19 protein-coding genes are annotated in these 21880 nt (G+C 69.1%); 5 read left to right on the top strand and 14 right to left on the bottom strand.

What is annotated here, in order from left to right:
* Positions 1 to 91 precede the first annotated feature (91 nt).
* Positions 92 to 847 (top strand): MIP/aquaporin family protein, encoded by a 756-nt coding sequence (locus AC4FS2_RS03295; RefSeq protein ID WP_491153544.1) that lies wholly within the window; start codon positions 92 to 94, stop codon positions 845 to 847.
* A gap of 74 nt (positions 848 to 921) precedes the next feature.
* On the top strand, positions 922 to 2436 hold the full coding sequence (glpK, locus tag AC4FS2_RS03290; protein WP_491153546.1) for a glycerol kinase GlpK: 1515 nt from the start codon (positions 922 to 924) through the stop codon (positions 2434 to 2436).
* A gap of 81 nt (positions 2437 to 2517) precedes the next feature.
* Here the strand turns inward: glpK and AC4FS2_RS03285 are convergent, their stop codons facing one another.
* Positions 2518 to 2985 carry an OsmC family protein gene (locus AC4FS2_RS03285; protein ID WP_491153548.1) on the bottom strand — a complete coding sequence of 156 codons (468 nt, stop codon included), beginning with the start codon at positions 2983 to 2985 and terminating at the stop codon, positions 2518 to 2520.
* A gap of 65 nt (positions 2986 to 3050) precedes the next feature.
* Between AC4FS2_RS03285 and AC4FS2_RS03280 the strand changes: the two genes are divergently transcribed.
* The 3 genes from AC4FS2_RS03280 (at position 3051) to AC4FS2_RS03270 (ending at position 6629) form a co-directional block, all read left to right on the top strand.
* The gene (locus AC4FS2_RS03280) at positions 3051 to 4034 is read left to right on the top strand and encodes an asparaginase (RefSeq protein ID WP_491153550.1); all 984 of its coding nucleotides are present in this window, start codon (positions 3051 to 3053) and stop codon (positions 4032 to 4034) included.
* Between the two features lie 35 nt (positions 4035 to 4069).
* Positions 4070 to 5185, top strand: coding sequence for an alanine dehydrogenase (ald, locus tag AC4FS2_RS03275; RefSeq protein ID WP_491153552.1), 1116 nt, complete (start codon positions 4070 to 4072; stop codon positions 5183 to 5185).
* A 595-nt stretch (positions 5186 to 5780) separates the two neighbouring features.
* Positions 5781 to 6629: an endonuclease domain-containing protein gene (locus tag AC4FS2_RS03270; RefSeq protein ID WP_491153553.1), complete on the top strand. Its 849-nt coding sequence runs from the start codon at positions 5781 to 5783 to the stop codon at positions 6627 to 6629.
* A 141-nt stretch (positions 6630 to 6770) separates the two neighbouring features.
* On the opposite strand, the gene AC4FS2_RS03265 is transcribed toward AC4FS2_RS03270, so the two are convergent.
* The 13 genes from AC4FS2_RS03265 to AC4FS2_RS03205 form a co-directional block, all read right to left on the bottom strand.
* A complete protein-coding gene (locus AC4FS2_RS03265; RefSeq protein WP_491153555.1) occupies positions 6771 to 7991 on the bottom strand; it encodes a saccharopine dehydrogenase family protein in 1221 nt (406 codons plus the stop codon).
* Between the two features lie 9 nt (positions 7992 to 8000).
* Positions 8001 to 9539: an APC family permease gene (locus AC4FS2_RS03260; RefSeq protein ID WP_491153557.1), complete on the bottom strand. Its 1539-nt coding sequence runs from the start codon at positions 9537 to 9539 to the stop codon at positions 8001 to 8003.
* A 32-nt stretch (positions 9540 to 9571) separates the two neighbouring features.
* Positions 9572 to 12358: an FtsK/SpoIIIE domain-containing protein gene (locus AC4FS2_RS03255; protein WP_491153559.1), complete on the bottom strand. Its 2787-nt coding sequence runs from the start codon at positions 12356 to 12358 to the stop codon at positions 9572 to 9574.
* Between the two features lie 91 nt (positions 12359 to 12449).
* Positions 12450 to 13226 carry a PP2C family protein-serine/threonine phosphatase gene (locus AC4FS2_RS03250; protein WP_491176365.1) on the bottom strand — a complete coding sequence of 259 codons (777 nt, stop codon included), beginning with the start codon at positions 13224 to 13226 and terminating at the stop codon, positions 12450 to 12452.
* A 103-nt stretch (positions 13227 to 13329) separates the two neighbouring features.
* A complete protein-coding gene (locus AC4FS2_RS03245) occupies positions 13330 to 14307 on the bottom strand; it encodes an aldo/keto reductase (protein WP_491155665.1) in 978 nt (325 codons plus the stop codon).
* A 71-nt stretch (positions 14308 to 14378) separates the two neighbouring features.
* Positions 14379 to 15191: a large exoprotein gene (locus AC4FS2_RS03240; RefSeq protein WP_491153562.1), complete on the bottom strand. Its 813-nt coding sequence runs from the start codon at positions 15189 to 15191 to the stop codon at positions 14379 to 14381.
* Between the two features lie 114 nt (positions 15192 to 15305).
* Positions 15306 to 16055 carry a YaaA family protein gene (locus AC4FS2_RS03235; RefSeq protein ID WP_491153564.1) on the bottom strand — a complete coding sequence of 250 codons (750 nt, stop codon included), beginning with the start codon at positions 16053 to 16055 and terminating at the stop codon, positions 15306 to 15308.
* A gap of 97 nt (positions 16056 to 16152) precedes the next feature.
* Positions 16153 to 16413 carry a F0F1 ATP synthase subunit epsilon gene (locus tag AC4FS2_RS03230; protein WP_491153566.1) on the bottom strand — a complete coding sequence of 87 codons (261 nt, stop codon included), beginning with the start codon at positions 16411 to 16413 and terminating at the stop codon, positions 16153 to 16155.
* Position 16414: 1 nt separating this feature from the next.
* Positions 16415 to 17857: a F0F1 ATP synthase subunit beta gene (gene atpD, locus AC4FS2_RS03225; RefSeq protein ID WP_491153567.1), complete on the bottom strand. Its 1443-nt coding sequence runs from the start codon at positions 17855 to 17857 to the stop codon at positions 16415 to 16417.
* Between the two features lie 23 nt (positions 17858 to 17880).
* Positions 17881 to 18777, bottom strand: a complete 897-nt coding sequence (locus AC4FS2_RS03220) for a F0F1 ATP synthase subunit gamma (protein ID WP_491153568.1) — start codon at positions 18775 to 18777, stop codon at positions 17881 to 17883.
* Between the two features lie 20 nt (positions 18778 to 18797).
* Positions 18798 to 20435, bottom strand: a complete 1638-nt coding sequence (atpA, locus tag AC4FS2_RS03215; RefSeq protein ID WP_491153570.1) for a F0F1 ATP synthase subunit alpha — start codon at positions 20433 to 20435, stop codon at positions 18798 to 18800.
* Positions 20436 to 20506: 71 nt separating this feature from the next.
* The gene (locus AC4FS2_RS03210) at positions 20507 to 21298 is read right to left on the bottom strand and encodes a F0F1 ATP synthase subunit delta (protein WP_491153571.1); all 792 of its coding nucleotides are present in this window, start codon (positions 21296 to 21298) and stop codon (positions 20507 to 20509) included.
* Complete coding sequence (locus AC4FS2_RS03205; protein ID WP_491153573.1) at positions 21298 to 21864, bottom strand: F0F1 ATP synthase subunit B; 567 nt, start codon at positions 21862 to 21864, stop codon at positions 21298 to 21300. Before AC4FS2_RS03205 ends, AC4FS2_RS03210 begins: the two co-directional genes overlap by 1 nt.
* Positions 21865 to 21880 lie beyond the last annotated feature (16 nt).

Genomic DNA, 21880 nt, shown 5'->3' with positions numbered 1-21880 from the left:
CCGGCCACCCGGACCGCTAGCCTCACGTCCAAGGCCCCGCGAGGGTGCATGGATAGGCAAGAGGGAACTTCACTGAAAGGTCACTGTCGACATGCAAGAAGAAGTCAATCTAGGTCTGTATTTCCTGTCCGAACTGATCGGCACCGCGATGCTTCTGCTTCTCGGCGCCGGGGTGGTGGCGAATGTCGTCCTCGCCCGGACGAAAGGCAACGGTGGCGGCTGGCTCCTGATCAACTGGGGCTGGGGGCTCGCGGTGTTCGCGGGTGTGCTCGTCTCGGCCTACTCGGGGGCGATGATCAATCCGGCCGTCTCCCTCGCTCTCCTGATCGCGGGCACGATCGATTTCGTCATGTTCCTCGTCGCCGTCGCCGCTCAGTTGATCGGCGCGTTCCTCGGCGCGGTGCTGGCATGGCTCGCCTACAAGACGCACTTCGACGAGGAGCCCGACCCGGCGCTCAAGCTCGCGGTCTTCTCTACGGGACCGGCGATGCGCTCCTACGGCTGGAACCTCGTCACGGAGATCATCGGCACCTTCGTCCTGATGTTCGTGATCTTCGCGTTCGCCGACTACGGAGACGTCGAGATCGGGACGCCCGGTGCCCTCGGCCCGTTGTCGGCCGTCCCCGTGGCGCTGCTCGTGGTCGCAATCGGAGCATCCCTCGGTGGCCCCACGGGGTACGCGATCAACCCCGCGCGTGACCTCGGCCCGCGCATCGCCCACGCCGTCCTGCCCATCAAGGGCAAGGGCTCCAGCGACTGGGCGTACTCCTGGGTTCCCATCGTCGGCCCCTTCATCGGTGCGGCACTCGCCGCCCTTCTGGCGCCGCTCCTCCTGAACCTCGGCTGATCCCGTGGACGCCGCCGCCCGGCGGCGTCCACTGCCCCTCCCCTCTCCACCCCTCATAGACAAGGAAGTCACACATGGCCGACTACGTTCTCGCCATCGACCAGGGCACGACCTCATCCCGCGCGATGATCTTCGACCGCAAGGGAACCGTCATCTCCGTCGGACAGAAGGAGCACGAGCAGATCTTCCCGAAGGCCGGCTGGGTCGAGCACGACCCTCTCGAAATCTGGCGCAACGTGCAGGAGGTGATCGGCCTGGCCCTCAGCCGCGCCGACGTCACCCGCCACGACATCGCCGCGATCGGCATCACCAACCAGCGCGAGACCGCGGTGGTCTGGGACAAGAACACCGGCAAGCCGGTATACAACGCCATCGTCTGGCAGGACACGCGCACGCAGCCGATCGTCGACCGCCTCGCCGTGGACGGCGGTGTCGAACGCTTCAAAGACATCGTGGGGCTGCCGCTGGCGACCTACTTCTCCGGTACCAAGATCGTATGGATCCTCGAGAACGTCGATGGGGCACGGGAGAAAGCCGAAGCCGGCGACCTCATCTTCGGGACCACCGACTCCTGGGTGCTCTGGAATCTCACGGGTGGCCCCGAGGACGGTGTGCACGCCACCGATGTCACCAACGCCAGCCGTACCCTCTTCATGGATCTCGAGACGCTCCAGTGGCGCGACGACATCCTCGAGGTCTTCGGCGTACCGCGCTCGATGATGCCGGAGATCCGCTCCTCCTCCGAGGTGTACGGCAAGGCCGAGTCTTCGTCGCTGCTGCGCGAGACACCGGTGGCCGGCATCCTCGGCGACCAGCAGGCGGCGACCTTCGGTCAAGCCGCGTACGACCCGGGCGAGAGCAAGAACACCTATGGGACGGGCAACTTCCTGATCTTCCAGACGGGCGAGGAGATCGTCCACTCGAAGAACGGCCTCCTCACCACCCTCGGATACAAGCTCGGCGACGGGCCGGCCCACTATGCACTGGAAGGGTCGATCGCCGTCACGGGTTCTCTCATCCAGTGGCTGCGCGACCAGCTCGGCATCATCAGCTCCGCGCCGGAAGTGGAAAAGCTCGCCGAAGCCGTGGACGACAACGGTGGGGTCTACTTCGTTCCCGCCTTCTCAGGCCTGTTCGCGCCGTATTGGCGGCCGGACGCGCGCGGCGCCATCGTGGGCATGACACGCTACGTCAACAAGAACCACATCGCCCGCGCCGCTCTCGAGGCCACCGCATTCCAGACCCGCGAGGTGCTGGATGCGGTCAACGCCGACTCCGGCGTCAACCTCGCCGAGCTCAAGGTCGACGGCGGGATGACGGCCAACGATGCGCTCATGCAGTTCCAGGCCGACATCCTGGGCGTGCCGGTGATCCGGCCGGTCGTCGCCGAAACCACCGCGCTCGGCGCTGCGTATGCGGCCGGCCTGGCCGTGGGTTTCTGGGACAACCTCGATGACCTGCGAGCCAACTGGCAAGAGGACAAGCGCTGGGAGCCGGACATGGATCCCGACGAGCGTGATCGCCAGCTGCGGCTATGGAAGAAGGCCGTGACCAAGTCGATGGACTGGGTCGACGACGACGTGCGCTGACCCTCCGCGCGTCCGCTGAGGCCGCGAGAATCCGCTCGCCCGTCGAGACTGGATTCTCGCGGCTTCGGCGTGCGGGAAGGGTCAGGCGACGAGGATCGTGGGCTCGTAGCGCACGGGGAAGTTCACCGAGTTGGCGATGAAACACCAGTCGTGGGCGTTCTCATGAGCGGTGGCCGCCGCGTCCACCATCGACGCCTCGGCGACCGTGACGCGAGGATGCAGCACGACCTCGCTGAACGCGCCCGTGTTGCCGTCCACCACCATCGTGCCGACAGCCTCGTCTTCGTAGCCCACCACCACGACGCCGGCCTGCACGCACGCGTAGAGGTACGACAGCAGGTGGCATTCGGCGAGCGCCGAGACGAGGAGGTCTTCGGGATTCCACCGGGCGGCGTCGCCGCGGAAGGGCACGTCGGCCGACATCAGCATGTCGGGTTTGCCCTCGACTCGGATCGTCACCGAGCGGTCGTAGTCGCGGTAACCGGTGGTTCCGGTCCCGCGGTCGCCCGTCCAGGTGGCATGGACCCGATAGGAGTGCGTTGCCGTCATCCGTCCAGTCTTCCATCCGAGCGTCGCCTCCCGGGCGGCGGGGTACACGACGATAGTGTGGGGGCGTGCCGTTGACATCCGCCGCATCCGTCGACCTGGCCATCGTCGAGCGAAACGGATTCGTCGAGTCCCGCCACTCCGGCATCGCGATCGTCCTGGCACCGGACGGCACGGTCGCCGAAAGGCTGGGAGACGTTTCGGCGACGATCCTGCCGCGCTCGAGCATGAAACCCTTGCAGGCTCTCGCATGCCTCACCGCGGGCGCTCCCCTCGAGGGGACGATGCTCGGGCTCGCCACAGCCAGCCACACCGGCACCGACCGGCACGTCTCGGTCGTCCGCGAGATCCTCGGTGCGGCGAGGCTCGGCGAAGACGCACTGGGGTGCCCGCCCGCCTGGCCGACGGACACCGCGGCCAGGGACGAAATGGTCCGCGATCACGCTGAGCCCGCGCGCATCCGGATGAACTGCTCAGGCAAGCACGCGGCCATGCTGCTCACGTGTGCGACCAACGGATGGGACACCGCCGGTTACCTCGACCCCGCCCACCCCATGCAGATCCACATTCGCGAACTGGTCGAGCGGCTCACCGGCGAGAAGCCGGCCGCGACGGCGATCGACGGATGCGGGGCGCCGGTGTACGCGATGACCCTGGCCGGATTCGCCCACGCCCTTCAGCGCGTGGGCACGTCGTCCGAACGCTCGCCCTTCGCGCTGCATCGCAACGCGGGTGCCCTCGTGGGTGCGGTCCGCGAGAACCCGTGGACGATCGACGGTCCGGGGCGACCCGACACGATCGTCACCGAGCGCCTGGGAGTGTTCGCCAAGGGCGGCGCCGAGGGCGTCATGGTCATGGTGGCGCCGGATGGCACGACCGTCGCCCTGAAGATCCTGGACGGCAGCGGACGGGCTGCCTCCGCCGTCGCTCTGCGACTGCTCGAACGCGCCGGGGCTCTCCCGGCTCCGGATGTCGCCGAGGCGATGTCGAGACTTCCGCTGTCGATCTCCGGCGGCGGGAAGGATGTCGGGGCGATCCGCCCCGCCTTCTAGGGCACGCCCACCCGGCGTGCGGAAAGGTCGGTTCCATGAGAATCAGCGTTCCCACCGAAGTGAAGGACCACGAGTATCGAGTGGCCCTTACCCCGTCCGGAGTGCACGACCTGGTCGCCGCCGGTCACGAGGTATTCGTGCAGCGGGGCGCGGGACTCGGGTCGTCGATGTCGGATGCCGACTACCAGGACGCCGGCGCCGTGCTTCTGGAGAGCGCCGCCGAGGTGTGGGCGCGCGCCGAGCTGCTGCTGAAGGTGAAGGAGCCGATTGCGAGCGAGTACGGGTACTTCCGCGACGACCTCGTGCTGTTCACCTACCTGCACCTTGCCGCCGACCGGGCCTTGACCGAACGTCTCCTGACCGACCGGGTCACGGCCATCGCCTACGAGACCGTCCAGCTCCCCGGGGGCGGGCTGCCCCTCCTCGCGCCCATGAGCGAGGTCGCCGGACGCCTCGCCCCCACCGTGGGCGCCCACACGCTGCTGCGTTCCCAGGGAGGGCTGGGGTTGCTGATGTCGGGTGTACCGGGCACGCGGCCGGCGCAGGTGACGGTGATCGGTGGCGGTGTCGCCGGCGCCAACGCCACCGTCATCGCGATGGGCCTCGGCGCGCAGGTCACCGTCTTCGACACCAATGTCCAGCGCTTGAGGTACCTCGACGATCATTTCCAGGGCCGCATCCGCACCGCCGCATCCCACCCCCTGGATCTCGAACGCGCCGTGATCGACTCCGACCTCGTGATCGGCTCGGTGCTCATTCCCGGGGCCCGGGCGCCCAAGCTCGTGTCGAACGAGACGGTCTCGCGGATGCGGCCGGGGAGCGTGCTGGTGGACATCGCGGTCGATCAGGGTGGATGCTTCGCCGACACCCGTCCGACCACCCACGCCGACCCCACCTTCACGGTGCACGGGTCGGTGTTCTACTGCGTCGCGAACATGCCCGGGGCTGTTCCGAACACCTCGACGTCGGCGCTGACCAACGTCACGCTCCCCTATGTGCGGCAGATCGCCGGGCGGGGATGGAAGGAAGCCCTCCGCTCCGACCCGTCTCTCGCGGGCGGCCTCAACACCGCCGGCGGCGCGCTGCTCAACGCCGGTGTCGCCACGGCGCACGGCCTGCCCGCAGCATCCCTCGCCGACGCCCTCGCCTGACCGGCGGGGGCGGCTTCGTGCCGAGCCCGCGGGGTCGCCGGCGGGCGGCGCGCGGCGCACGTGTCGGACCGCCCTCGCCCCGCGCGTGCGCCGCACGTGCGCGCCGCACCTTCGCACGCCCCCCGGGCGCAGCACCGGCGCGCGGCGCACCTTCCCACCTCCCCCCGGGCGCAGCACCGGCGCGCGGCGCACCTTCGTGTCGAGAGCAGGCGTTTTCGCGGACACAGGACGATCACCGTCATATCGGCCTGTCTCCGCCGTATCTCCTGATTCCGCAACGCGGGCCGTCCTCGTACCGAGGCGCCCTCGCCTCCAAAGCGGCGCGGGCCCGCGCAGATCCTGCGCCGGCGTTCTCGCGTCGAACGCCGGCGTTTTCGCGGACACAGGACAATCGCCGTCAGATCCGCCTGTCTCCGCCACATCTCCTGATTCCACAACGCGGGGGCCCTCCCGCGGGTGGACGTGTCGAACGCGGGCGGATACGCGCCGGCGGGGACGCATCAGTGCTCCTGCACAGGCCGCACGTTTGCGGCTTTGTCCACGGCGGAACGACAACAGTCCCCCACACAGCCCCGTGCCAGGCATCCTGCTCTGCATGTCCACAACGGTTGCCCTCTTCGACTGGCTGACGCTGCAACACGGGGTCGCCCACACCTCGGCCGCTCGCGCCGCCGGCTTCACAACGCGTCGGATTGCGGACGCCGTCGACGCCGGCGAAGTCTTGCGCGTACGGCGTTCCTGGCTGGTGTCGCCAGCATGCGATCCGCGCCGCGCTTCTGCCGCACGGCTCGGTGGGCGGGTGACGTGCGTCTCCGGTGCCGCGCTTCGGGGCCTGTGGGTCCCGTCCGAGGAGACGGTTCACATCGCCGTACCCGGCACCGCATCCCGGCTCGACACGGAGGGCCTGACGGTGCACTGGTCGACGGGTCCCGCGCCCGTCGTTCGCAACTCTGTCGACGACCACCCGCTCAACATGCTCTTCCACGCCGCGCGGTGCCTTCCTGTCGCGGATGCAGCGATGCTCTGGGAGTCCGCCATCCGCAGAGGCGTGGTCGGCGCGGACCAGCTACCCCGCGTGCAGTGGCGCTCTTCAGCGGCATCCGAATTGGCGGATCTGGCGTCATCCCTGTCGGATTCCGGGTTGGAGACCCGCTTCGCCTGGATCATGCGGGGGTGCGGCGTGCGGGTGGCGCAGCAGATCTGGATCGACGGTCATCCGGTCGATGGCCTCATCGGCGAGTCGCTCATCGTGCAGATCGATGGTTTCGCGTACCACCAGGCCGCCGACCGCCGCCGAGACATCGCCGCCGACGCGCGACTTGTGCTGCGCGGCTACACGGTGCTGCGCTTCGACCATCAGCAGGTGCTCTTCGCAGGGGACGACGTCCGGGACACCGTACTGACCGCGATGGCGCAGGGTCTGCATCGGCGACGCGTGTCCTGACCCTGCCGCGGCGTGCACCGGATCAGGAGTTTTCGCGGAGACAGGCGGATGCCGCCAAGAACGGCCTGTACCCGCGAAAACTCCTGATCCCGCGAACGCATCCCGCGGGAGCGGCACGGCGCGGGGGGCACGGGTGGGCGGCTACTTCTCCTGGATGCCCCACGGGGAGCCGTAGCCCCCCGGCGCGGGAGCGGCGAGAAGGTCGAGGAACGGACGGGCGGGGAACGCCTCCGGACCGAGAACGCCGGCGCCCGCCCAGGCACCGGATGCGAGCAGCTCGAGGGCGATCACCGGATTGATGGCTGTTTGCCACACCACGGCCTGCGAGTTGTACTCCGCCATCGTGTGCTCGTTGTCGGCGACGTGGTAGAGGTACGTGGACCGCGGGGCACCGTCCTTGCCGGTCCCGGTGACCCACACTCCCGCGCACGTCTTGCCGCTCATCCTGTCGCCGATCGTGGCGGGGTCGGGCAGGACCGCCGCGACGACGTCGCGCGGCGACACCTCCACCCCCTTCACCTTCACGCTCTCGGTGCGATCCAGCCCGAGCTTGTGCAGGACCTTCAATACCTTGATGAACTCGTCGCCCAAGCCGTACTTGAAGGTGACCCGCTTCGCTTTCGTCCATCGCGGCATGAGTAGCACCTCTTCGTGCTCGACGTTGACGCACTCGACCAGCCCGATGCCGTCGGGGAAGTCGAACATCTCGGGCTCGCTGAACGGCTCCGTCGTGTACCAGCCGCGGTCGCGTTCATAGATGACCGGCGGATTGAGGCACTCCTCGATCGTCGTCCAGATCGAGAACGAGGGCGCGAAGTCGTAGCCGGCCACGACGAGATTCGCCCCGTCTCGGACGCCGAGTTCGTCGATGTCGGAGAACAGCTCGTCCTCGGCATACCGTGCGAACACGTCCGAGAGCCCCGGTTCCACCCCGATGCCGACGAGCGCCAGCAGTCCCTTGCTCTCCCACGCGTCCGCGCGCGCGAACTGCTCATCGCCGAGCTTGACGCCGGTCAGCTCGTGCGGATGCTCGGGATGCCGCGTGGACAGGCTCATCGCCATGTCGAGGTAGGTGGCACCGGCGGCATAGCAGCCGTCGAAGATCGGCACGACGAACCGCGGATCGACCGCGTTCAGGACGTGCGTGATGTCGTGCTCGCGGATGAGATCGGCCACCGACTCGGGACGGGATGCATCCACCTGGGCTGCGCTCAGACGTGGGTCGCCCAGCTCGGCGATCAGCGTCTCGGGGCGGGCCGGGTCGTAGTCGGCGATGACGAGCGCGTCATAGAAGGAGCGCCGCACGGCGATCCGGGCGGCGGCCGACCCGACGCCGCCGGCGCCGAGGATGAGAATGCGCATGCGTGCTCCTCAGACCAGCCCGCCGTCGACCGACCGCAGATAATCCGACGGCTCCTCGGGCACGAGGACCGGCGTATCCCGGTTGAGGCTCTCCCCACGGAAGAAGGGCTTCGACCTCGGGAAGAGGAACCACAGGAACATCAGCAGCACGCCTACGGCGAGCGCGCCGATGCCGACCACGAAGGTTCCGCCGACGCCGAGAAGCACCGTATACCCGTAGTCGACGTCGTACATGTCGATGGCCGACTGGACGAATGCGTAGGTCAGCATCAGGGCACCTGCCAGGGGCAGGATGCCGCGGTAGACGAGGTTGCGTGCCGAGCTGAAGAGGTCCCGCCGGAAATACCACACGCAGGCGTAGCCGGTGATGGCGTAGTAGAACGCGATCGCGAGGCCCAGCGACAGGATCGAGTCCTGCAGGATGTTGTCGCTGATGAGGGTCATCCCGATGTAATAGAGGATCGCGACCACGCCCATGACCAGCGTCGAGAAAGACGGCGTCCGGTACCGCGGATGCACGTTCGCGAACCGCTTCGGCAGAGCCTTGTACGCGGCCATCGCGAGGGTGCCGCGGGCCGTGGGGAGGATCGTTGTCTGCGTGGATGACACCGCCGAGATCAGCACCACGACGATGAGCACCCAACCGAGCGGGCCGAAGAGTCCCTCCCGGAGCGCGAGGAACACGTCGTCGGCGTTCGCTTCGTTTCCGAGGCCGGTGCCGGTTTCGCCGAGTCCGGCGTACATCATCGCCGCCACGGTCACGCCCACGTACGTCACGAGCAGGATGACCGTGGTCAGCACCGCCGCGCGGCCCGGGATGCGCTGGGGATCCTTGGTCTCCTCGTTGAGGGCGAGGCACGTGTCCCATCCCCAGTAGATGAACACCGCGAGCAGAACCGCCTCGGTGAAACCGCTCCATTCCGTGAACCCGAACGGGTTGAACCAGGCGATGTCGAAAGGCGTGGGGTCGGGCGCTGATCCATCGAAGAACTTCCACAGTGCGACGACGACGAAGGCCGCCAGGACGAGGTACTGAATCCCCAGCAGCACGTTCTGGATGCGTTCGCCGATCTCGACCCCGCGCCAGCTCACCCAGGTCATCGCCGCGATGAAGACGACGCCGGTCGCGGTGACCAGCGGCACGTTCTCGGAGAGCGACCCGTCGCCGATCAGCGACCAGAAATAGATGCCGGCGATCTGCGCGAGGTTGGCGAGAACGACCATCCCCGCCACCGCGACGCCCCAGCCACCCATCCAACCCACCCACGGACCGAACGCCTTGGTCGCCCAGGTGAACGTGGTGCCACAGTCGGGCACGGCATTGTTCAACTCACGGTAGGCGAACGCGATGAACAGCATCGGGAGGAACGCCAGGACGAACGCGATCGGCGCCTGCGCTCCGACGGCGAGCACGACGAATCCCAGCGTCGCGACGAGCGAGTACACCGGCGCCGTGGAGGCCAGGCCGATGACGACCGATCCCCACAGCCCCAGTGACCCCGCAGCCAGTCCCTTGCCGTCCGGGCGGTTCAGTTCCGTGGTGGCCATCTGCTGAAGGTAGGGCTCCGTGCGGTTCACGGTCAAGCAATCGCCGACGGTGTCACCGCGACGCGACGGGGCGGTCCTCCCGCATACTCCCATGCCCGGCCTCCGTGCGGCTGGGCGTAGGGCGGGAGGTCACGGTCGCCGGTGAGAACGCGGAGGTCGCGCCCGCACCCCGCGTCGATGACGAGGGCCGAGCTCGACCGCATCCGCTCCAGCAGGCGCGGGCGGGCCATCCACTGCTCCGGGTCTCCGACGAGCACGACACGCCCGCCCGGCTCGGGCTCCGCCGGGTCGCCCGGGGCTTCCACCCCCCGGAGTCGCACCCCGCTGCGCTCCCAGCGCTCGAGCGCCGGAGCGGAGCCGCGACGGGTGATGAACCCGGACACGCCGATCGGCGGATGCCACAGCTCCACGACAGCCGGCGGTGTCGGCTGCGGAGCATCCGGCGCGAGGGCGACCTGCACGACCTTCCGACCCATCACTCCGCGGCCGGGAGGGGCTGCGGGGGTGAAGTCCGACGCCTCTCCCCCGGCCGCGACGTGCTCCGCCCGCGTCGGCGTGGCAAGGATGAGGCGCGCAGGGAAGAGATCCGCGACGCGGCCCGCGAGGCCGGTCAGTCGCTGCGCCCCCGCGAACACCTGGATGCCGAGGGACCCGGCATCGCGGATGAGGCGCTCCACGGCCTCTGCCGCCGCGCGGCCGTACTCGTCGGGCAGTCGAGCGGCCAGCGCGTCGAGGTCGTCCAGGAACACGGCTGTGCCGCCGGCCGGTGGATGCACCGCCGCGGTCGATAGGGCGTCCCAGGCCTGTTCCGGGTCGGTGCCGACCCAGAGCCGGGTGGGCACCTGCGCGGCGATCGTGCGGAGGGCCGTGGTCTTGCCCGATCCCGGCCCGCCCACGACGAGGAGCCCCCTCTCCGATCGGCTGAGCAGAGCCGCGTCCTGCCGTTGCTGCGCAGGGTCATCGCGCATGCCGAGGACGATGCCCGGAGCAGGCGCCCGGATGTCGTCGAGGCGCACGGTCGTCGGCAGCTCGGGGAGCCAGCTGGCGCGGGGTTGCGGACCGGCACCCATCCCGGCCACGGCCAGATCTGCCGGCGCCGAGAGCGCGATCCGCACGCGGGCCGCGCGGGTGTCGGCCGCGCGGCGGATCAGGGCGATGCCTCGTGCTTCGGGTCCGCCCGACAGGGCGGCCGCGTCGGGGGTTCCGACGATGGTGGTGCTGTCGTACGGGTCGGCGACCCGCAGGCTGATCCGCAGCCCGCAGTTGGCCAGGAGCGCATCCCGGACGACACCGCCCGCGCGCTGGGTACCGAGGATCAGGTGGATGCCGAGGGCCCGGCCGCGCGCGGCGAGATCGGCGAAGAGCGGCTCGAGGTCGGGGTGGGCGGTGCGAAGCGCCGCGAACTCGTCGACGATCACCACGAGGCGCGGAAGATCGACGGCCGCGACATCCCGAGCGCCCGCGTGAGCCAGGAGGGCCTCGCGGTGACGGATCTCCGCGCGCAGGCTGTCGATGGCCCGGCCGGCACTGCGGGCATCGAGGTCGGTGATGACGCCCGTGACGTGCGGGAGCGCGGCGAGCGGCTCGAAGGCCGTTCCCCCCTTGAAGTCGGCAAGGAGGAACGTGACGTCGGCCGTGGAATACCGCGCGGAGAGCGCCGTGACCCACGTGACAAGCAGCTCGCTCTTCCCCGCACCGGTCATCCCGGTCACCACCGCATGCGGACCATCGCCGACGATGTCGACCACATACGGTTCGCCGCCCGACATGCCGATCGCGACGGGAAGCCCCATGCGCGCGCGTTCCCTCCCGGCCGCTCTCACAGCGGACAGCGGAAGAGGCGCCGCATCGTCGTGCGCGGCGCCACCGCCGGCGACCGAGCGGGCGGCGAGCTCGCCCGCGATGTGCGCCGCCTGCACCGCCCCGATCGCTTCGACCTCGACATCGTGAGCGTCCACACCGACCTCCACGCGTGCGGTTCCCGGACCGGTCAGGGTCACGACGACGTCGCAGCGCGGGGGCAGCGGATCGCCCGGAGCCGTGCACAGCAGGACGATATCCGCTTCGGGAAGCGGCGCCCCGGGCCGCGCCCAGACGACCCTGCGCGCGGCCGCCGCCGAGGCGTGGGGCAGCGCGTGCACCCAGCCTTCCCGGTCGTCACGCGTGGCGATCTCGAACTCGCCCGGTGGGTGCGCCATCGCGACCTGCAGCAACAGGGAACGCATGACCGCCCGCGCGAGCGTGTCGGGCCCCACAACGGCGCACCCCCCGCCCAGGGGGACGGGGACGGGGGCGTTCTCCAACACGCGCGCCGACTGCGCGAGGCGGAGGTCGTCGGGGTGCGACCCCGAAACACTCAGCCGGGTGTCGCTCGGGACGACGCCGCGCCCGGCGACGACGAACCCCGCCCGCTCGGTTCCGGTCCGCCAGATCTGCTCGGGCCGGGCGAGGTAGCCGGCGACGTCGGGGTGACGTGCGTCCCGCAGCCGCCGTTCGATCGCGTGACGCTCGTCGACGTGCTCTCGGGTGCGGGACAGCGCTTCTGCGGCCTCCCGCTCGCCGACACGGCGGTCGCGACGGGTGCTCCGCATCCCGTCCACGATGCCCGCCCCTGCGATCAGCGGACCGAGGAGTGCGAACCACAGTGCGAAGACCGAACCGGTGAAGGCCCAGAACCCGAGCGCTCCCACGACGGGAACCGCCGAGGCGAGCCACGGGACGGCGGGACGTGCGTGCGGTGTCTGTCGGGGCGGGAGAGACAGGGCTGTTCCGTCGCCGCGCCGCGCAGCGACGGAAGGGGGGAAACCGGCGGCGCTCATCCCCCCAGTGCACCGCGTTCACGGTCCGCCGGGGCGGCGGGGGATCGCGTGCGGGGAAACCGCCTGCGCGAGGCGGGTTGGGGAGGAAGAGTCAGTCGGCTCTGCGGTGGACGTCGAGCACGACGATCGTCACGTTGTCGCGGCCGCCGTTCTCCAGCGCCGCGTCGAGCATGGCCTCCACCGCATCCGCCGGATCGGGGTTCTCGTCCAGGAAGTGGCGGATCCCGTAGTCGGTGAGTTCCTTGGTCAGCCCGTCGGAACAGATCACGAACCGGTCGCCGTCCAGCACGTCCAGCCGTACGTAGTCGGGCTTGACGCTCTCCGTCGGGCCGACCGCGCGCGTGATGACGTTGCCGTAGGGGTGGTTCTCGGCCTCTTCAGGGCTCAGCCGTCCCGCGGCCACCAGCTCCTGCACGACCGAGTGGTCGGTCGTGATCTGCACCAGGTCGCCGTCGCGGAAGAGGTACACGCGGGAATCGCCGATGTTGAGAGTGACCCAGTGCGGTGGATGCTGCGAGGTGTCCAGGAACACCCCCGTCAGGGTCGTCCCCGTGCCCTCGTCGGTGGTCTCCGGGTGGGACAGGATGTCTTTCACCGCCCGAACGAGCGCCTTCTCGATGGCTTTGGGGGTGACGACGCTGCCGTCGTCGACCATGCCGCGGAGGCGGTCGACGGTGCTGGCGCTGGCGATCTCGCCGCCCACATGGCCGCCCATTCCATCGGCGACGACGAACAGGGGGTAGCTGGTGAGCACGGCGTCCTGGTTCGCCTCGCGCCGACGGCCCGTGTCGGTGACCTCAGCCCACGACAGCTCGATCGTCCCGTCCTGCAGGTGGACGGAGCGGGTGCTGGTGGTCACCTGGGGCACGCCACATCCTCCGGTCGAATACGGTCGCCGCGCTGGACCCGTGCGGCGTCCTCACATCCTAATGGACCGGTTCCCGCCCGCCGTGGCATCCCCCGAAGACGACTCATCCGGCCGCGGGGTCTTTGGGAAGCGGCAGGATGGCGTCGATGGCTGCCACGTCGTCTGCGCTGGGTGTCCACGCGGTGGCCGCGGCGGCATTCGCCCGCACCTGTTCGGGGCTCGTCACTCCGGCGATGACGCTCGACACGGGCTGCTGAGCCAGCAGCCACCCGAAGGTCGCCTCGAGCATTGTGATGCCACGCTCTTCGGCGAAGGCGCGGTACGCGTCGAGCCGGTCCCACGGCGCCTCCGACCACAGGTGCGGGCGCTGGCGCAGGATGCGGCTGTCTTCCGGGCCGCCCTCGCGCGTGAATTTGCCGGTGAGCAGGCCGTTGTGCAGCGGAAAATACGGGAAGAATCCCAGGCCGAAGTGTCGCGCCGCCGGGAGCACCTCACGTTCGGCGGCTCGGGCAAGCAGGCTGTACTGGTTCTGCGCCGACACGAAGCGGATGCTGCGATCGGCCGCAGCCGCAGCCTCGGCGATTGCCCACCCGGCGAAGTTCGAGTGCCCGAGATAACGGACCTTGCCCTCGCGCACGAGGTCGCCCAGCGCGTCCAACGTCTCCTCGATGGGCGTCGCCGGGTCGGGGGTGTGGAGCTGGTAGAGATCGATCCAGTCGGTACCGAGGCGCCGCAGCGTCGCCTCCACCGAACGGCGGACCGCCGTGCGTGAGCCCTTGCTACCGCCGCCGATGGCCGGCGCGAGCTGTGCGTGGCCGAACTTGGACGCCAGGACGACGTCGTCCCGCCGGCCGCGCAGCGCCTCGCCCAGCAGCGTTTCGGAGAGGCCGAACTCCTTGCCGTACACATCGGCGGTGTCGATGAACGTCACCCCGACCTCGATGGCCGCGTCGAGCACCGCGCGTGTCCCGTCGAGGGTCTCCGTGCGGGTTCCGGCGCGGCCGAAGTTATTGCCGCCGAGGCCGACCGCGGAAACGAGCAGGCCGGACTCACCGACGCGGCGAAGCGGAACCGAGTTCATCATGGTTCCACGCTATCCCCCACGCGAAGGACCCCCCGCCGGCGGGCGGGGGGTCCTGTGCGGTGCGGGTCTCAGGGGCGCGGCGGCTCCGCTGGTGGCGCAGGCGGCTCGGTCGGCGAGACCGGGGGTTCCGTCGGCGGCTGCGGGGCCGACGGATCGCGCGGCGGGGTCGCGGCGGTCGGCGGCGGCGAGGAGGGCGCCGCGGGGGGCGGGAAGCCGGCAGGCGGCGGTGGCGTCGTGGCGCCGGGGGCCGGGTAACCGGCCGGCGGCGGGGTGTAGCCGGCAGGCGGCGGCGGGTAACCGCCGGGAGCGGGGTAGCCGGGAGCGGGGTAGCCGGGAGCGGCGGGAGGAGTGAGGCCCCCAGCCGACGCCTGCTGCGGAATGCCCGCCCAGACCGTCTTGTCGGCGAGGAACGTGTTGGCCCACGGCGCGGGAGCGATCCGGTCATTCCATCGCGAGCTGTCGAACGCCAGGATGCCGAGCCAGATGAGCGTACCCAGGCCCGGGATGAGCCACAGCAGCAGGTAATACCACTCCTTGCCGAGCTTCTGACCCATACGCCACCCGTACATCACGGCAACCGCGACGGACACGAGGCCGAAGATGAAGCCGATCGCGGGGATCTGCCCCAGCACGGCGCTGGCGATGAGTGCCCCGAGGACGACCCAGGGTGAGACGTCGCCGAGCTTGCCCATGACCATCGTGCTGTAGACGGGCACCCACGCGCGCCACTTCCCCTGCACACCGGCCTTGTCGAAGATCCGCATGAGGAAGAACGACGCGATGACGTAGAAGACGGCGAAGATGAAGAAGAACAGCAGGCCGAAGATGGCGAGAGCCGCAAAGAGCGCCGCCCCGCCGGACGGGTCGTAACCAGGGTCCATGAGATGCCTTCCGAATGTGCGCGCGTGCGCGCGGCGAGGAAGCCCCCGCCGCACACATGCTAGCGATCCTGGGCGTTTCCTGAGCGGTGCCACGGCGACGCGCGGCGGATTGCCTCACACGAAGAGGTCGATCTCCCCCGGTCTGCCCGCTCGCGCCCGCATCCCCGTCGACTCTGCCCAGAGGCAGAACGCGGGCGCCGACGCGACGCGGGGGCGGTGCGTGGCGAGCATCCGGACGAGCTCGCCCTTCGCGTGCTTGTTGAAGTGGTTGAGCGCCCTGACCGCTCCCCCGCCCGAGTCCGTCACGATACGCACGTACGCCGTGTCGACCCCGGCCGGAACGGGACCCAGGGCGGCATACGCCTCGGAGCGGAGGTCCAGCACGAATCCGGGGGCGGAATCGGCCAGCGCCGCACTGACCGCATCGGCCCACACCCGACGCAGCGGCGGAAGGCCCGGCAGCGTCGTCCCGGCTGCGAGCCGGTACGGGGGAATGCGGTCGAGGGCGCCCACCGGGCCGAAGGGTGCCGAGTGGATGAACACGTGACCGCCGAGCCACCGGCGGGATGCAGCATCCAGCGTTGCGGCGTCGAGGGCGTCGAAGAGCACGCCGGTGTAGCGATCCACCGCCGGCAGCGTAGGCGCGGTGCGCAGCGCCGCGTTGACGGCGATCTCGGGGCGCTGTCGAGCGCTGAGCTTGAGAACGCGCGCTGCCTTCTCCTCATCCGCCGACAGCGCGGTGAGCGCATCCACGACCTGCTCGCGCTGCGGGCGCAACACGGGAAGCGCGAGCCGGTCGAGATCGAGGCTCGGCCCCTGGCCGCCCGAGCGCTTCGTCTCCGACGGTGGCAGCAGAATCAGCATCCGCTCCTCCCCCACTCATGCGAGAAACCACATCCCGGACGAGACACCGCGCGTAGCGGTGCGTCTCGTCCGGAATGTGGTTTCTCGGCGTTTGACCTTAGGAGACGAGTGCGGCGTTACCGGCGACGATCGTCAGGTCGTCGCCCTCCATCGAGAGGAACCCGTCCTGGGCGTTGGCGATCACCTTGGAGCCGTCGGCGCGCGTCACGCGCACCTGGCCCTCGGCGAGGATGGCGAGAACCGGCTCGTGACCTGCCATGAAGCCGATCTCGCCCTCGACGGTCTTGGCGACCACGAGGGTGGCCTCGCCCGTCCACACCTCGGCGTCCGCCGAGACGAGGTGCACCTGGAGCGGCATGTCAGCCGTTCTCCTTCTGGATCTGCGCCCAGCGCGCCTCGACGTCGGAGATACCGCCGACGTTGAAGAACGCCTGCTCGGCGACGTGGTCGAAGTCGCCCTTGACGATCGCGTCGAACGACTCGATCGTCTCCTTGATCGGGACGGTCGAACCCTCGACACCGGTGAACTTCTTGGCCATGTACGTGTTCTGCGAGAGGAACTGCTGGATGCGGCGTGCACGCGACACGACGATCTTGTCCTCTTCGCTGAGCTCGTCGACACCGAGGATCGCGATGATCTCCTGCAGTTCCTTGTTCTTCTGCAGGATCTGCTTCACCGAGGTGGCCACGCGGTAGTGGTCCTCACCGATGTAGCGCGGGTCGAGGATGCGGCTGGTGGAGCTCAGCGGGTCCACGGCCGGGTAGAGACCCTTCGACGCGATTTCACGCGAGAGCTCGGTCGTGGCATCGAGGTGAGCGAACGTGGTCGCCGGAGCCGGGTCGGTGTAGTCGTCGGCCGGAACATAGATGGCCTGGAGCGACGTGATCGAGTGGCCACGCGTCGAGGTGATGCGCTCCTGGAGCACACCCATCTCGTCGGCGAGGTTCGGCTGGTAACCCACGGCGGAGGGCATGCGGCCCAGAAGCGTGGAGACCTCGGAGCCGGCCTGCGTGAAGCGGAAGATGTTGTCGATGAACAACAGCACGTCCTGGTTCTGCACGTCGCGGAAGTACTCCGCCATCGTCAGTGCCGACAGTGCCACGCGAAGGCGCGTCCCCGGCGGTTCGTCCATCTGGCCGAACACCAACGCCGTCTTGTCGAAGACGCCCGCCTCCTCCATCTCGGAGATGAGGTCGTTGCCCTCACGGGTGCGCTCGCCCACACCGGCGAACACCGACACACCACCGTGATCCTGCGCGACGCGCTGGATCATCTCCTGGATGAGGACGGTCTTGCCGACACCGGCACCGCCGAACAGGCCGATCTTTCCGCCGAGCACGTAGGGCGTCAGCAGGTCGATGACCTTGATGCCGGTCTCGAACATCTGGGTCTTGGACTCCAGCTGGTCGAAGTTGGGGGCCTTGCGGTGGATGGGCCAGCGCTCGGTGATCTCGATCTTCTCGCCGGGCGCGGCGTTGAGGATGTCTCCGGTCACGTTGAACACGCGACCCTTGGTGACGTCGCCCACGGGGACGGTGATCTGCGCACCGGTGTCGCGCACTTCCTGGCCGCGGACGATGCCGTCCGTCGGCTTCAGGGCGATGGCGCGGACGAGGTCGTCGCCGAGGTGCTGCGCGACCTCGAGGGTGATCTCGGTCGCCTCGTCGCCGATCGTGATCGTCGTCTTCAAAGCGTTGTAGATGTCGGGGATCGAATCGTGGGGGAACTCGATGTCGACGACCGGGCCGGTCACGCGCGCAACGCGCCCGACGACCGCAGTCTTCTCGGCGGTGAGGCTCATGGCTTCTTCTCTTTCGTTTCGGTCTATTTGCCCGACGCGAGAGCGTCGGCGCCGCCGACGATCTCGGCGATCTGCTGCGTGATCTCCGCCTGGCGCGCGTTGTTGCGCAGGCGGGTGTAGTCGGTGATGAGCTTGTCGGCGTTATCGCTGGCCGACTTCATCGCCTTCTGCGTCGCGGCGTGCTTGGCCGCCGACGACTGCAGAAGAGCATTGAAGATACGACTCTGGAGGTAGACGGGCAGCAGCGCGTCCAGCACCGTCTCGGCGTCGGGCTCGAATTCGTACAGCGGATACACCTGGGCACCGGCGGACTCTTCGGCCTCCACGACCTCGAGCGGGAGCAGGCGCACCGTCTCCGGACTCTGGGTCATCATGCTGACGAAGCGGTTGTACACGAGGTGGATCTCATCCACGCCGCCCTCGGATCCGCCGCGGTTGTACGCGTCGATGAGGGTCGCCGCGATCTCTTCCGCGGTGCGGAACTGGGGCGTGTCGGTGTCACCGGTCCACTCGGCCGCGGTGGCGAGGCGACGGAACTGGAAGTACCCGACGGCCTTCCGCCCGACGAGATAGAACGCCACGTCCTTGCCCTGCGAGCGGAGCAGTGACGCCAGCTCCATCCCCTCACGGAGGATCTGCGAGTTGAACGCGCCGGCCAGGCCTCGGTCGGAGGCGAAGATCACCACGGCGGAGCGCTGGATGTTCGCGCGCTCCGTCGTCAGCGGGTGGTCGATGTTCGAGTGCGTCGCGACCGCCGAGACGGCTCGCGTCACCGCCCGTGCGAAGGGCGACGACGCGCGCACCCGCGCCATCGCCTTCTGGATGCGCGAAGCCGCGATGAGCTCCATCGCCTTCGTGATCTTCTTGGTGGTCTGAGCAGAGTTGATCTTCTGCTTGTAGACCCGCAGTTGTGCGCCCATGTCGTGTCCTCGCGCCGCGCTTAGCGGCGGCCCTTGACGATCTTCTCCTGGTTGACGTCATCCACCTCGGCGGCCTCGACGGACTCACTGCCCGGCGTGCCGATGCCCTGACCGTCGCCGGACTGGAACTCGAGGATGAACTGGTCGACCTGCTTCTCCAACTCGGCGGCGGTGTCGTCGTCGAGGACGTTGGTGTCGCGGAGGGTTTCGAGGATCGTGGTGTTGCGGCGGAGATAGTCCAGGAGCTCGCGCTCGAAACGCAGCACGTCCGACACCTCGATCGAGTCGAGCTTGCCGTTGGTGCCGGCCCAGATGGACACGACCTGCTCCTCCACCGGGTACGGCGAGTACTGCGGCTGCTTGAGGAGCTCGGTCAGGCGAGCACCGCGCGACAGCTGGCGGCGGGAAGCGGCATCCAGGTCGCTCGCGAACATCGCGAAGGCCTGAAGCGAGCGGTACTGGGCGAGCTCGAGCTTGAGCGTGCCGGAGACCTTCTTGATCGACTTGACCTGCGCATCGCCACCGACGCGCGACACCGAGATGCCGACGTCGACAGCCGGACGCTGGTTGGCGTTGAACAGGTCGGACTGCAGGAAGATCTGACCGTCGGTGATCGAGATCACGTTGGTCGGGATGTAGGCCGACACGTCGTTGGCCTTCGTCTCGATGATCGGGAGACCCGTCATCGACCCCGCGCCGAGCTCATCGGAGAGCTTCGCGCAACGCTCCAGCAGACGGGAGTGCAGGTAGAAGACGTCACCCGGGTAGGCCTCGCGACCCGGCGGGCGGCGAAGCAGCAGCGACACGGCGCGGTAGGCCTCGGCCTGCTTGGACAGGTCATCGAAGATGATGAGGACGTGCTTGCCGCCGTACATCCAGTGCTGGCCGATGGCCGAGCCGGTGTACGGGGCGAGGTACTTGAAGCCCGCGGGGTCGGAGGCGGGGGCGGCGACGATGGTGGTGTACTCCATCGCTCCGGCGTCCTCGAGCGCGCCCTTCACGGCAGCGATCGTCGAACCCTTCTGACCGATGGCGACGTAGATGCAGCGGACCTGCTTGTTGACGTCGCCCGACGCCCAGTTGTCCTTCTGGTTGATGATCGTGTCGATCGCGATGGCCGTCTTACCGGTCTGGCGGTCGCCGATGATGAGCTGGCGCTGACCGCGACCGACCGGGATCATCGCGTCGATGGCCTTGATGCCGGTCTGCATCGGCTCGTGCACGCTCTTGCGGGACATGACGCCGGGCGCCTGCAGTTCGAGTGCGCGGCGACCCTCGGTCGCGACCTCGCCGAGGCCGTCGATGGGATTGCCGAGCGGGTCGACGACGCGGCCGAGGAAGCCGTCGCCGACGGCCACGGAGAGGACCTCGCCGGTGCGGGTGACTTCCTGTCCTGCCTCGATGCCGGAGAACTCGCCCAGGACGACGACGCCGATCTCGTGCTCGTCGAGGTTCAGGGCGAGACCCTGGGTGCCGTCGGCGAAGCGGACGAGTTCGTTGGCCATGACGCCGGGCAGACCCTCGACGTGGGCGATGCCGTCAGCGGCGTCGACCACGGTGCCGACCTCGGTCGCGGCAGCGCCGGTGGGCTCGTAGGCCGCGACGAAGTCCTTCAGCGCGTCACGGATGACGTCGGGGCTGATCGTGATATCTGCCATTGTCTTCCTTCATGTTGTGGGGCGTTCACGCCCCCAGATGTGCGGTCCTCGCGGACGGCAAGCCTTCTAGATTATCCCGCGAGGCGCTGGCGGAGGCCGGCCAGGCGGGTGGAAATGCTCGCGTCGATCACGTCATCGGCGATCTGCACACGCAGGCCGCCGACCACCGCCGGATCGATCACGACGTTGAGGGACACCTCGGCACCGTAACGGGCCGAGAGCGCCGTCGCCAGGCGGGTGCGCTGCGCGTCGCTCAGCGGTGTCGCCGAGACCACGGTCGCCACAGTGCGTCCGCGCTGGTCGGAAACGAGCCACATGGCGCGATTCAGCAACGAGCGCACGCGGCGGTCGCGCGGCTGCTGCACCAGGGAGGAGACGATGAGCGTCGTCGCCGCGCTCGCGCGCCCTCCGAGCAGTGAGGTGATGAGATCGCCTTTCGCGGCGGGGTCACCCAGGCGGCTCCCGAGCGCGAGCTCGAGCTCCGGGTTCTGGGCGATGGTGCGCGAGAACGAGAACAGCTCGGCCTCGACCTCGTTCCCGGTGGCGCCGATGGCGGCCGCGCGGACGGCGAGCTCTTCGATCCCGTCGACGAGATCGGATGCCCGCGACCAGCGCCGGTCGACAAGAGAGCGGAGGAGCGAAACCGTCGTCGGACGGAACGTCCCGCCGAAGATGTCGGTGATGACCTTTGCCCGGGACGCCGGAGCGGCCGAGGCATCCGCGAGCGCGCCGCTCAGATGCAAGGAGCCACCGACGGCACGTGCCGCGGCGAACAGCTCGCCGGCGACCTCGAGGTCGACGTCCGTTGCCGCGCCGAGCGCTGCGGTCGTCGCCTCGAGCGCCTGAGTGGTCGCGCTACCCATTACTGAGCCGCCTTAGCGTTCTCCGACGCCTCCAGCTCGGCGAGGAAGCGGTCAACGACCGCCTGTGCCTTCTGGTCGTCGGAAAGGGTCTCGCCGATCACGTTGCCGGCCAGGTCGAGTGCGAGCGAGCCGACCTCCCCGCGCAGCGACACGAGCGCCGCCTGGCGCTCGGCCTCGATCTGCGTGTGGGCGGTCGCGGTGATGCGCGCAGCCTCGGCGGATGCAGCATCCCGAGCCTCGGCGACGATCCTCTTGCCGTCCTCACGGGCGGCTTCGCGGATCTCACCGGCCTCCTTGCGCGCCTCGGCGAGCTGGATGGTGTACTGCTCCAGCGCGGCCTCGGCCTGGCGCTGGGCCTCGTCGGCCTTGGCGATGTTTCCTTCGATGGCGGCACCGCGCTCGTCCAACAGCTTCTGCATCCGCGGGAGCACGACGCGCCAGAATACGAAGAGGATGACGACGAAGCACACCGCCGACCAGATGATGTCGTACCAGGCCGGGATCAGCGGACTGGGTGCCGCCTCTTCCGAGTGCTCCGCGGCGAATGCGACAAGAGCGTTCAGCATCTCGTCTCCTTACGTC

This window comes from Microbacterium sp. Z10_103, assembly GCF_058310455.1.
Note: the sequence above shows the minus strand (reverse complement) of the source record. Positions and strands in the feature narration are given on the sequence as shown.